13 protein-coding genes are annotated in these 12,769 nt (G+C 43.3%); all 13 read left to right on the top strand.

The features are described 5' to 3' along the window. The first annotated feature begins 22 nt into the window (after positions 1–22). The 13 genes from metG to mltG all read left to right on the top strand — a co-directional run bounded on the left by metG (position 23) and on the right by mltG (position 12,726). Positions 23–1,534, top strand: coding sequence for a methionine--tRNA ligase (metG, locus tag AACH20_RS01855; protein ID WP_338503610.1), 1,512 nt, complete (start codon positions 23–25; stop codon positions 1,532–1,534). A gap of 3 nt (positions 1,535–1,537) precedes the next feature. Next, complete coding sequence (locus AACH20_RS01850; protein WP_338503607.1) at positions 1,538–2,356, top strand: TatD family hydrolase; 819 nt, start codon at positions 1,538–1,540, stop codon at positions 2,354–2,356. A gap of 11 nt (positions 2,357–2,367) precedes the next feature. Next, complete coding sequence (locus tag AACH20_RS01845) at positions 2,368–2,688, top strand: hypothetical protein (protein WP_338503605.1); 321 nt, start codon at positions 2,368–2,370, stop codon at positions 2,686–2,688. Further along, the gene (locus AACH20_RS01840; protein WP_338503603.1) at positions 2,685–3,122 is read left to right on the top strand and encodes a hypothetical protein; all 438 of its coding nucleotides are present in this window, start codon (positions 2,685–2,687) and stop codon (positions 3,120–3,122) included. The genes AACH20_RS01845 and AACH20_RS01840 overlap by 4 nt, the downstream gene beginning before the upstream one ends. Positions 3,123–3,134: 12 nt before the next feature. Beyond that, the gene (locus AACH20_RS01835; protein WP_338503601.1) at positions 3,135–4,292 is read left to right on the top strand and encodes a cysteine desulfurase family protein; all 1,158 of its coding nucleotides are present in this window, start codon (positions 3,135–3,137) and stop codon (positions 4,290–4,292) included. Continuing rightward, a complete protein-coding gene (locus tag AACH20_RS01830; protein WP_338503599.1) occupies positions 4,289–4,885 on the top strand; it encodes a YdcF family protein in 597 nt (198 codons plus the stop codon). Before AACH20_RS01835 ends, AACH20_RS01830 begins: the two co-directional genes overlap by 4 nt. Continuing rightward, positions 4,882–5,934, top strand: a complete 1,053-nt coding sequence (gene mnmA, locus AACH20_RS01825) for a tRNA 2-thiouridine(34) synthase MnmA (protein ID WP_338503597.1) — start codon at positions 4,882–4,884, stop codon at positions 5,932–5,934. Before AACH20_RS01830 ends, mnmA begins: the two co-directional genes overlap by 4 nt. A 76-nt stretch (positions 5,935–6,010) precedes the next feature. After that, a complete protein-coding gene (rpsP, locus tag AACH20_RS01820; protein WP_129634821.1) occupies positions 6,011–6,358 on the top strand; it encodes a 30S ribosomal protein S16 in 348 nt (115 codons plus the stop codon). 73 nt (positions 6,359–6,431) lie between these two features. Continuing rightward, the gene (locus AACH20_RS01815; RefSeq protein WP_338503594.1) at positions 6,432–8,315 is read left to right on the top strand and encodes an alanine--tRNA ligase; all 1,884 of its coding nucleotides are present in this window, start codon (positions 6,432–6,434) and stop codon (positions 8,313–8,315) included. A 49-nt stretch (positions 8,316–8,364) separates the two neighbouring features. Beyond that, entirely contained in the window at positions 8,365–9,627 is a 1,263-nt protein-coding gene (locus tag AACH20_RS01810; RefSeq protein ID WP_129636425.1) for a cell division FtsA domain-containing protein, read from the top strand. A 1-nt stretch (position 9,628) separates the two neighbouring features. Further along, a complete protein-coding gene (locus AACH20_RS01805; protein ID WP_338503592.1) occupies positions 9,629–11,260 on the top strand; it encodes a hypothetical protein in 1,632 nt (543 codons plus the stop codon). Further along, positions 11,250–11,663, top strand: a complete 414-nt coding sequence (ruvX, locus tag AACH20_RS01800) for a Holliday junction resolvase RuvX (RefSeq protein WP_338503590.1) — start codon at positions 11,250–11,252, stop codon at positions 11,661–11,663. Before AACH20_RS01805 ends, ruvX begins: the two co-directional genes overlap by 11 nt. Continuing rightward, a complete protein-coding gene (mltG, locus tag AACH20_RS01795; protein WP_338503588.1) occupies positions 11,650–12,726 on the top strand; it encodes an endolytic transglycosylase MltG in 1,077 nt (358 codons plus the stop codon). The genes ruvX and mltG overlap by 14 nt, the downstream gene beginning before the upstream one ends. Positions 12,727–12,769: the final 43 nt, after the last annotated feature.

Raw genomic sequence — 12,769 nt, 5'->3', positions numbered from 1 at the left:
TAGTGGTGATATAATATATATCATGACTAAGAAACACGCTTACATCACTACCGCTATTCCTTACGTAAACGGCTTGCCGCACATTGGGCACGCTATGGATTATATGTTGGCAGACGTGTGGGCGCGTTATTCCAGACAGAACGGGCGTGAAGTTCGTTTTCAAGCTGGCGTGGATGAGCATGGTAATAAAATTGCCGCCAAAGCTTCCAGCCAAAATCAAACACCTCAAGAATACGTCGACCAAACGCACGTCAATTTTAAGAAGATGATAGCTGAGCTGAATATTTCAGTGACTGATTTTATTCGAACGACTGACACGCATCACGTTGCTGCAGTGCAGTATATTTGGCAAAAACTCGTTGAGGCTGGCTATATTTACAAAGGTTCATATGAAGGCTGGTATTGTCAGGGTTGTGAAGCTTTCGTTACAGATAAGGAAGCCGCCGATAATGACGGAGTTTGTCCAGATCATCAAACTCCGTACCAGCGTTTGAGTGAGGAAAATTACTATTTTAAGACAAGCGCTTTTTCGGACAACATTCGCCAGGCAATTGAGTCAAATAAAATGAGAATCGTGCCTGAATTCCGTAAAAAAGAGTTTTTGGAGTTGATGAAAGACGGTCTGAAAGACGTGTCGGTTTCTCGTCCGCGTAAAAATCTTAGCTGGGGCGTGCCGGTTCCTGGTGATGATAATCAAGTCATGTACGTCTGGTTGGACGCTTTGAGCAATTACATTACGGTTATCGGTTATCCTGATCGTCCAGAAGAGTGGCAATCATTCTGGCCGGCTGACGTGCAGGTTATCGGTAAGGATATTCTTCGTTTCCACGCTGGTATTTGGCCAGCAATGCTCATGGCGTTAGATTTACCACTTCCAAAGGTTCTGCTTGTTCATGGATTTATCAATTCTGGCGGAATGAAAATGTCAAAGAGTCTCGGAAATGGTGTTGGTCCAGCCGATATTATTCCAGATTACGGAGCCGAGGCGTTTCGATATTACTTCTTGCGCCACGTACCTACTCAGGATGACGGCGACTTTACTTGGGAAAAGTTTGAAGCTGCGTATAATGGTGAGCTTGGTAATGATTTGGGTAATTTGGTTCAGCGAGTCGCTAAAATGGTACAGAGTTATCAAGCTGGCGTTATTGGCGATGCTCCACAATCAGAACACGATATGGGACCGTATCGTCAGGCGATGGAAAGTTATATGTTCGATCAAGCAATGGATGAAATTTGGCTAATTGTTCGCTCTTTGAATCAATATATTGAGCGAGTTCAACCATGGCAAGTTGCTAAAAATCGTGATAAAGATCCAGAAGCGGAGTCGCATTTGAGTGAGATCTTGGCGCATGCTTGCGGTACGTTGCTGCAAGTGTCTGACATGCTTCGTCCATTTATGCCGCAAACTGCCGAGAAAATTCACGATATGTTTGCTAGCGGTGTCGTGCCGTCAGAATTGACGCCTTTGTTCCCGCGCAAATATATTCACACGCCGGATCCACGCGCTCCGAAAGCAGAATCTCAGGTTAAATAGTTTATGATTGAGGCTGATAAGAAAAGTTCGACTGAGGGTTTACGCCTGATAGATTCGCATTGTCATTTGCACGATACGGAATTTTTTACGGATAATCGCGAGCGGTTTTATCAAGACACCATTGCTGAAAAAATCGGGATGATTTGTGTTGGTACTGATCAGAAAAGTAGTCGGCAGGCTGTGGAATTTGCTGCGGATCATAAATTTGTTTGGGCGGCAATTGGCGTTCATCCGCACGATACGAAAGATGGCTGGGGAGATGTCAAAACTTTGCTGGAGAATAAGACGGAAAATTCTCCGATTGTGGCAATTGGTGAGATTGGGCTTGATTATTATTACAACAACAGTCCGCGGGAAACACAAATTGAGGGCTTGGAGGCGCAACTTCAAATGGCAATAGATTATGATTTGCCGGTAAGTTTTCATGTTCGCGATGGCGCAAAGGATCGGCCGTCAGTTTGGGATGACTTTTGGCCAATCTTCGATAATTTTCCTGGACTGCGCGGCGTGTTGCATAGTTTTACAGATACGCGTGAAAATTTGGAAAAAGGTTTTTCGCGAAATTTATACGTTGGACTTAATGGAATTAGTACATTCACAAAGGATCAATTGCAGAAAGAATTGTTCGCTTCAATCCCGCTGGAGCGATTAGTGCTAGAAACTGACGCGCCATTCTTGACACCAGCGCCATTTCGTGGTAATATAAACAAGCCAGAATATGTGAGATTGGTGGCTGAATATTGGGCGAAGCAGCGAAATATTGATTTTGATGTTTTAAGCCAGGCTACTCTTCGCAATACAAAAGAACTTTTTGGCATTTGAAAGTGGAGAAAATGAATAGTACGCCGGAATGTGTTACAAAAACACCTGAAATTGAAGCTCGCGAAAAACTTGCCGCTATTTTTTCTGACGCCGAGCAGCGCGGTGACAATTCTAAAGTAAGCCCTGAATTGGGAAAGACTGCGATTGATATTGAAAACACTTCCAAGATGGACTCTGCTGATAATGGTGCGGTTGATTTATGTAATCAAGCACTTGGTGGCTATGGAAAAAGTCTTGACTACATTAACAACAGTCCGCTTGAAACTGTGCAAGCAATTGGTAATTCACTCCAACTCTTCCGTGAAGACAAAACCAAGGAGAGTTGTAAGTGACTAAGTTTTTGAAAAAAGTACGAAGTTTGGTTTTTGCCGACGATAGTGACGCAGTGTCTTTATTAAAACTCCGTAAAAAAGATCGTCCATTAAAGAAATTTACCGAGCGCGAGCTAATCCAATTGGAAAGTGAAATTGGCGCAACAATTTTTGGTGAGAAGCCGGCATATGTTGCGCGACGAGAATTTTTTAATTTAGATAAAGATACCTGGATTTGGTATGAAGAAGTTGCTGATGGTAAGGGTGGCCGGCAAGAATTGACGACGCGTTATGAAGTGCAACCAAAGGGAATTTTGAAGATTCAGCCGAATTATCGTTATAGCTATTTAGAAGGTGATGAGCTTCAGAATTTTGTCTTGGCGACTAAGGAATATTACGAGCGAGTTTCTCGGCAATTATATAAGAAAGATCCGCAAACCGGTCGGCCGCTTTGATATAATAAAAAAGTGAATAAGGACTACATTTATCTTGATCATGCTGCTGCCACGCCAATGGATCCGTTGGTGGTTGAGGCGATGTTGCCATATTTTTCTGAAAAGTTTTTCAATCCGTCTAGTCCGTACGCTCTAGCAATATTTACAAAGCGTGAATATCAAGACGCGAAGGCTCGGCTGGCGCGCTGCTTGGGTGTGATGGCTGACGAATTGATAATGACAGCTGGAGCAACTGAGTCTGTCAATTTGGCATTCAATGCAGCAAATGGCGTAAGTTTAATTTCGGCAATTGAGCATGATTCGGTGATTAATTCCGCAAAAGCGCGTTCGGAGGTAAAGCTAATTCCGCCAATGAAAAATGGACGAATAGACCCGAACACGGTTAAAAAAATGTTAACGCCAGATGTTGGATTTGTTAGTGTTGCGCTGGTGAATCATGAGCTGGGCTACATCCAGCCAATTGAAGAAATTGCGGAAATTGTAAAGGCTGAGCGACTCAGGCGCCAAGAAAATGGCGAATCTTTACCGTTGATTTTTCACACAGATGCTTCGCAGGCGGCGGCTTTAATTGATATGAAGATTAAAAGGCTGGGTGTTGATTTATTGACATTATCTGCGGCGAAAGTTTATGGTCCAAAGCAAGTTGGTTTATTGTGGGTGCGACCTGGTGTTACGCTGAAAGCTAATATTTTTGGTGGTGGTCAAGAATTGGGTCTTCGCAGTGGAACTGAAAACGTTGCTGGCGTGGTTGGCTTTGCGACGGCTTTGGAATTGGCGCAAAAACGACGTTCCGCTGAAGTGAAGCGACTGCGAAAACTACGAGAAAATTTGGTAAAAGATTTGAAGCAAGCTTTTCCTGATATGTTGATATCGTCAGATATGAAAAAAAGTTTGGTGAGTTTTTTGAATATATCATTTTCTGGAGTTGACGCTGAAAGATTGGTGTTTTTATTAGAATCTCGTGGAGTTCTAGTGGCTACGGGTAGTGCTTGCGCGGCTAATTCTGGAACGCGTTCTCACGTACTAGCGAGTGTTGGTCTGAGCGAATCAGAGATTGACGGAAGTCTAAGGCTTACCTTAGGCAAGTTGAATAATGATGAGAATATAAAGCGAGCTGGCGAATTTATCATTGAAGCTGTGCAAGCGGAAATGAAGAGGACTCGTCGATGATCCATAAACTAGTTGGCTTGATTATTTTTGCTGCTTTGGTGATTTTTGGGCTTAGCGCATATTTGTCGCCGAATGATTTGGGAAAATGTCAAAGCGTGGGCGAAGGCAATTGTCGTAAGGCTGATGCAATAGTTGTTGTCAGCGGTGGCGATACGAATGCGCGAACCGACGAGGCTATTAAACTGTATAAAGAAGGTTGGGCGCCGTTGATTGTTGTGTCGGGCGCAGCGGCCGATAAAACTGGCCCGTCCAATGCTAAGGCTATGTACCAGCGAGCGATTAACAGCGGCGTTCCCGAGAAAGCCATTGTTATGGACGAGTCTTCCGAAACGACCAGACAAAACGCCACTGAAGTGAAGAAAATTGTCGATTCGCGAAAAATTGAAGATGTGATTCTGGTGACAAGTGGTTATCATATGCGTCGGGCGCAACTCGAATTTTCAGCGCAATTTAACGACGTGAAGATTCGAAGCCATCCAGTTGCTTCTGATAAAAACTGGAGTTCATTGTGGTGGTTAACGCCGTGGGGCTGGTGGCTAGCAATGGGTGAATTAATGAGAATTGGGCTATTTGCTATGGGGTTGTCCAGATGAGTAAAAAAGTTTTTGTTGGTATGTCTGGTGGCGTAGATTCATCTGTAGCTGCGGCGCTGTTGGTCGAGCAAGGCTATGATGTAACAGGAGTTTATATGAAAAACTGGTCGGAAGATCTTCCCGGAATGCATTGTCCGTGGGCGGAAGATGTTGCTGACGCCAAGCGTGTGGCGGTTGGCTTGGGCATTGATTTTCGAGTTTTTGATTTTCAGAAAGAATATAAACAAAACGTTGTCGATTACATGATTCGCGAATATCAAGCGGGTCGCACGCCAAATCCGGATATTATGTGTAATCAAGAAGTGAAGTTTAAGATATTTTTGGAGGCCTCGTTGGCGGCTGGAGCGGATTATATCGCGACAGGGCATTATGCGCGCGTTGCTCATGAATCGTCTTCGTCAGCCAAATTGTTACGCGCTCGTGATGATAATAAAGATCAAACGTATTTCTTATATCGAGTGACTTCGGAGGCTTTGTCAAAAACCATATTTCCGTTGGGCGATTTCACTAAAGCGGAAGTTCGTGAAATGGCGAAAGGGCGTGGTTTGTGGACGGCTAGTAAAAAAGAGTCGATGGGAATTTGTTTTGTTGGGCAAGTTGGAATTCGCGAATTTTTGTCGGAATATGTTAAAACTGCGCCAGGAAATATTATTGATCAGCAGGCGGGATCTGTCGTTGGTAAACATGACGGCGCAATTTTCTATACTCTTGGTCAGCGTCATGGTTTGAATGTTGGCGGCGGATTACCATACTATGTTGTGGGTAAAGATATGGAGAAAAATGAGGTTTACGTGTCGCGCTCGATTGATAATGATAATCTGTGGCGAAAAGAACTTAAATTGACAGATGTTCATTGGATAAATCAGCCGCCACGTAAAGATAAGGACGTACAAGTCCGGCTGCGTCATCGAGGCACTTTATTCGACGCGAAAATTGACGGAGATATTGTGCACCTTTCTGCTTCGGAGCGTGCCGTAGCCGCGGGTCAATCTGCGGTAATATATGATGGCGATGAATGTTTGGGTGGCGGAATCGTGAAAACAGATTGACGTTATAGGAAAAATAGTGTAAACTGTTCTAAAGTAAGGAATAATAAAACGTAGAGTTAAAGGAAGAATTAAATTTATGCTAGCAATTCGTTTGCAACGTTTGGGTCGCAAAGGTTATCCAGTATATCGCTTGGCGGTACAAGAAGCACATCGTCATCCATCAAGTGGTCGTGTAGTCGCTTATGTCGGTAGCTACAATCCACACACTAAAGAATCAAATATCCAAGTTGAATTGGCTCAGAAATATTTGGACAATGGCGCACAGCCAACACCACGCGTAGTTAAGTTATTGAAAGAAGCTGGCGTTAAATTGCCAAAGTGGGTTAAGGAAGTTTCCGCTGACAAGCACAAAGCCATCCGTAATCCAGAAAAACTTCGCAAGAATCAACCAAAAGAAGAGCCAGCTGAAGAAGTAGCTGAATAATTTGTTGAGATTGGCAATTTGATCTATAAACCCCATCTGTAAGGTGGGGTTATTTTATGGTATAATTACACTCATGAATGCCCAAAAAATACGTAGTAAATATCTTGAATTTTATAAAAAACAGGGTCACGCCGTTGTTGAGCGTGCGCCGTTGATTTTAACTAATGATCCGACGACTTTATTTACGGGCGCCGGAATGCAGCCGATGATTCCGTACTTGCTTGGTGAGGCGCATCCCAAAGGCAAAAGAATTGCCGATTCTCAAACGTGTTTGCGAGCGCAGGACATCGACGATATTGGCGACAATCGTCATACAACGTTTTTTGAGATGCTTGGAAACTGGAGTTTGGGCGACTATTTTAAGGAAGAGCAAATTGGTTGGATGTGGACATTCTTAACCGAGGAGATTGGTCTTGATCCTCAGAAGTTATATGTAACTTGTTTTATTGGTGCGCCAGAATATAATATTGAAAAAGATGTTGAAGCGGCTAAATTGTGGCAGAAAAAGTTTGCGGAAAAAGGTATTGACGCAAAAATGGCAGATATCGGCAGCGAGGAGCAAGGTGCATCTCGCGGTATAAATCCGGGCGAAAGAATTTTCTTTTATGATGGTAGTAAAAACTGGTGGAGCCGTAATGGTGGTCCAGAAACTACTCCAATTGGTGATCCGTGTGGTCCAGATAGCGAAATGTTTTATGAGTTTGATTTCATTGAGCATGATCCAAAATTTGGTGAAAATTGTCATCCGAACTGTGATTGCGGTCGATTTATGGAGATTGGCAATAACGTATTTATGGCGTATAAAAAAGTTGCCGAGGGCAAATTTGAGCCACTTGATAAGCCAAATATTGACCATGGATCTGGACTTGAGCGAATCGCAGCTGCAACAAATAATGATCCTGATGTCTTCAAGATTAGCTTGATGTGGCCAATTGTTGAAAAACTGCAAGATCTGAGTGGCAAGGATTACGCTTCACACACCGAAAGTATGCGAGTGATTGCTGATCATTTGAGGGCTGCGACGTTTATGGCGGTTGATGGGTGTGTGCCAAGTAATAAAGAGCAGGGCTATGTGATGCGTCGTCTGCTCCGTCGGGCAATTCGTTATAGTTTTGACTTGGGGATCGAGCAGAATTTCCTGCAAGAAGTTGTGCCGACGATTGCTGATTTGTACGAGGCTGATTTTCCAGAGGTGAAGAATAGCCGTGATAATATAATTGCTGTCCTCGTTAAGGAAGAAAAAGCTTTTCGCCAGACTTTGAGAAAAGGTTTGCGACAAATGCAGCGCTACATTGACGATGGCTTGACTGGTGAAGAATTGTTCACTTTGTACGACACTTTCGGCTTCCCAGTGGAACTCAGTACGGAAGAGGCATATAAACAAGGAATTAAGCTTTCGGATAATTGGCGCGAGGAATTTACCGCGAAAATGAATGAGCAGCGACAGCGCTCTAAGACGGCTCGCAAGGGGCAATTCAGCGGCGGCTTGGAAGGTCACGACTCTATTCATCTGAAATATCACACGGCGACGCATTTGTTGGGTGCGGCGTTACGTAAGGTTTTGAATGCGCCAGATTTACAGCAGCACGGAAGTAATATTACCGCTGATCGATTGCGCTTTGATTTTAATCACGACAAATTGACACCTGAGGAAAAACAGGCGGTCGAAGATCAAGTTAACGCTTGGATTGATGAAGATTTGCCAGTTAGCTTTGCTGTTTATCCGACCGACGAGGCATTGAGCATGGGGGCAATTGGTGCATTCGGTGAGCGTTACGGTGATGAGGTTAAGGTCTATTCCATTGGCAAGGATGGTAACATTGTTAGCTTTGAAGTTTGCGGCGGTCCACACGTCGAACACACTGGAGTTTTGTCTGAAGATGGCAAGCGATTCAAAATCACCAAAGAAGAATCTAGTTCGGCTGGAATTCGTCGAATCAAGGCTGTTTTAAGATAGATAATTAACTGTTGCTCTAAAATCACAAGCGTTATATAATATTTATTATATGGCATTGAAAGACATGTTGAAGAAGTCTGATAAAGATAGTCGCGAACTATTGGTTAGCTTAGATATTGGTACGGAAGTGGTTAAGGCGTTGATCGCCGAAGTTAAAGACGACGAGCTGAAGATTATCGGCGTTGGTCGAAAACAGCAGGAAATGGGCGATATGCACAGCGGTGCGATTGCTGATATTGCTGGTGTTGTAGCGAATTGCGAAGAGGCTCTATCTGAAGCTGAGGATCAAGCTGGCGTTCAGGGTAAGCGAGTCGTTATTGGTATCGCGGGCGAATTAGTTAAGGGCGTTACGAATACTATTCGCTATCGTAGGCCACAGCCGAATAAGCCATTAGACATTGCCGAGATGGAGTTCATTATTGAGAAAGTTCAGGAGCGAGCCCAGGGAAAGGCTCAGGCTCAAATTGCACTAGAAACTGGCAATGAAGATGTTGAGGTGAAGCTGGTTAACTCGGCGTTGGTGAGTATTCATATTGATGGCTATAAAGTTTCAAATCCGATTAGTTTTCAAGGGCGAGATGTGGCGGTGCAGATTTACACGGCGTTTGCTCCGATGGTTCATATTGGCGCGCTGGAGAAGGTTGCTGACGAGCTTGCGCTGGATTTAGTGGCTGTGGCTGCTGAGCCATTTGCAGTGAGTAGGAGCGTTTTAGGATCGGATACGGATAGCAATTTCACGGCGATTCTAGCGGACATTGGTGGTGGCACGACGGATATTGCAGTTGTTAATGACGGCGGAGTCGAAGGCACAAAGATGTTTGGTATTGGTGGACGAAGTTTCACTAGAACTATTGCGGCTGACCTGGATTTAAGTTTCAAAGATGCAGAAAAGTTGAAGCTGAATATTGATAATGAGAATTTGAAGCCTAGCGTAAAGAAAAAAGTTGACGCGGCGATCGATAAGACTTTGGAAGTTTGGCTATCGGGTGTTGAATTGGCGCTGAGCGATTTTGATAATGTCGATTATTTGCCGAATAGGATTTTACTGTGTGGCGGCGGATCAAGCTTGCAAAAAATTACTGAAGCTCTGAAAACTCGACGCTGGCCAGAAGACCTGCCTTTTACTAAGAAACCAGTAGTTCAATATATCAATCCAAGCGATATTACAGGAATAGTTGACGAAACCGGAGATATTAGCGATCACACATTTGTAACCGCAATGGGCTTGTTGCGAGTTGGATACGATACAATTATCGGTAGCCAAGACGGTAATAGTTTAGTTGAAAAAGTAAATAGGTTGTTAAAGATTTAAAATGAATAAAGACGTTATTTATATCGATGTAGAAGACGACATTACGACGATAATTAGTAAGATTAAGGCGTCGAAAGAGAGGATTATTGCGTTAGTGCCGCCTCGAAGAATTGGCGTTTTACAGAGTGCGGTCAATATTCGATTACTAGCTCGGGCGGCAACTTCGGCGGATAAGAGAATTGTATTAATCACGAACGATTCGGTTTTGGCTGGGTTGGCGGCAACGGCGAAAATTCCGATCGCAAAAACACTTCAGAGCAAGCCAGAAATTGCGGAGATTCCAGTTCTGAAAGTTGATGACGACAATGATGTGATTGATGGCGGCAAACTGGCGGTTGGAGATATGGCGGATTCTGCGAAAAGATCAAAGAAATCCGATGAAGACTCTGCCGTAGATAATGTTATAGCTGACGCAAACAAGAAGGAGCCTAAGGGGTTAGGCTCTCTGAAAAAGATGGTTAAAAAACCGAAAGTTCCTGATTTTAATACATTTCGTAAGAAGTTCTTATTGATAGGCGGTGGTACCTTACTTTTGATCGTATTTTTGGTTTGGGCAATTTGGTTTGCGCCGCATGCTACAGTTGTTATTTCTGCAAAAACTACCAGCATGACGGTTAGTGATACGGTTAGTTTAAGCGAAAGTGCTGCTACGAACGCTAAATCTAATGTTATCAAGTCTGTAAAGAAAGAATTAGCAAAGGAAGTTAGTGTTGAATTTTCCGCTACGGGTAAGAAGAATGTAGGAGAAAAAGCTACTGGAGTAGTTGTCTTCAGTAACTCATCGTCAAGTAGTGTGACTATTTCAGCTGGCACAATTTTGAAAAATAGTGGACTATCTTATACTTTGAATTCTTCTGTGACTGTTCCAGGGGCTACGTTGGGTTGGAGTTGTCCAGGATATAAATGTCCGGGATCTGCTTCTGGGTCTATTACCGCCAGTGAGGGCGGGGCTCAGTATAATGCGGCAACTGGTAGTATGAGCATTTCGGTTGATGACATTTCTGCGTCGCTGCGGTCTGCTACTAGTGGCGGCACCGATAAAACTGCAACGGTTGTGACGGCTAGTGATATAGAATCGGCGAAAAGCAAACTGAGCGAAAAGAAGATCGATGGATTAAAAGAGCAATTGTTGTCATCATTCGGCGATTCGGCAACGGTTATAGCGGAAAGCTACGTTGAAAATCGATCAGATCCTAGCTCAAGTGTAGCGGTAGATGGCGAAGCGACTGGAGCTGTAACTCTAAAATCGACAATTACCGCCAGCGCGTTGGCTATTGATAAGAATGAGCTAAAAAACTTTGTAGAAGCAAAGCTTAAAGAGGAGATTTCTGGTAAGAAGTCGCAGAGAATTTATGACAATGGAGTAAGTAAGGTTGCGTTCTCGCAATTTTCTAAGGCGCATAATACACAGACTGTGCGCTTAACTACGAATGGCAAGGTTGGTCCAGATATTAAAGAAGCGAACGTAAAGGATCAAGCCAAAGGCAAGAGTTACGGAGAGGTTCAGTCTGCTATTGAATCTATCGAAGGTGTTGAAGATGTCGATGTTAAATTCTCGCCATTCTGGGTTAAATCTGTTCCAAAAGATATCAATAAGATTAATGTCGAGTTTAAGATAAAAGATGTCAAGTAAAAACTTCTTAGCGCTAGATGTTGGGTCGCGGCGAATTGGTTTGGCTATGGCGGATTTGCAAGTGAAGATCGCCGTGCCGTTCGGTTGGTTGGAGAATAATGAAAATATCGTCCAGGAAATAACAGAGTTAGTATTGAGGCACGATATTGATACGATCGTAGTGGGATATCCACGAAACCAATCTGGCGAACCAACGAAACAGACGGAATTTGTAGAAGAATTTGTTAAGCAATTTGAAGATATTGAGCTTGATACTGAGATTGTTTTTCAGGACGAATCTTTAACAAGTGTGCAGGCTGAGCAAAGATTGGGTAATAAAATTAAAGATAAGGGCGAGATTGATGCGGAGGCTGCTAGCATAATTTTGCAGGATTTTTTGGAGGAGAATTATGAAAATTCGTAAACAACGTATTTGGTTATTGGTGTTGTCAATAGTTGTGGCTATCGCTGGAATCGGCGCTCTCGGGGCAACAGTGTGGTATAAGCAGATGCTTTCTCCTGCCGACGTAAATAGCCAGAAAGCCTTCAGAGTTAATATTAAAGAAGGTATGGGATCTAGTGATATTGCCAAAACTTTAGAGGATAATAAAATTATCAAAAACTCTTTAGCATTTTCTATTTACACAAGGCTTCATAATTCGGCAAGCAAATTCAAAGCTGGCGTTTATTCTGTAAAAGCTTCACAATCTGTCGATGAGATAATTAATCATTTGACCAGCGGTAAAACTGATGAGATTGCTATAACATTTTATCCTGGATCGACTTTGAATAAAAAAATGAAGAATTCTGACGGCAGAGAAGTTGAATCTGTGTTGCTTAAGGCGGGATTCTCGGATGATCAGATAAAAAAGGCATTTGCTGCTAAGTATGACAGTCTAGTTTTTGCGGGTAGACCGGAAAATGCTGGGCTTGAAGGGTATATTTACGGTGAAACATTCTATATTTCCCCAGACGAAACTGCAGAACAGGTTTTGCAGCGCTCAATTGATCATCTGGAGAAAATTGTTAAGAAATATAATCTGGAGGAGAAATTTAAAGCTCGTGGGCTGACCTTATATCAAGGGATAGCACTAGCGTCGATTATTCAGCGCGAATCGATTGGCTGCGGGTCTGGTGCGGAAACTTGTGAAGATCAACGTAAGATTGCTAGCGTATTTTACAATCGCCTGAAAGCCAATATGCCGCTAGGCTCTGACGTAACATATCAATATATTGCTGACAAAACAGGGGTAGAGCGCTCGCCGAACCTTAAGTCGCCATATAATACACGCATCCAAAAAGGTCTAACTCCTGGGCCAATCGCTTCGCCTAGTTTGAGCGCGTTGAACGCCGCTGCCGACCCGATAAACTCTGATTATCTATATTTCCTGAGCGGCGACGATGATATTACGTATTTTGCAAAAACCAACGAAGAGCACGAGGCTAATGTCAAGGCTCACTGTCAAAAGAAGTGTCAGATTTCTTGACAAAAACGCATTTTATAAAATTTATTGACTTTATTGTCAATGT

The organism is Candidatus Minimicrobia sp. QA0096 (assembly GCF_963967315.1).
Lineage (GTDB): Bacteria > Patescibacteriota > Saccharimonadia > Saccharimonadales > Saccharimonadaceae > Nanosynbacter.
The sequence above is the reverse complement of the archived record's forward strand: the minus strand, read 5'-3'. Positions and strand labels throughout refer to the sequence as shown.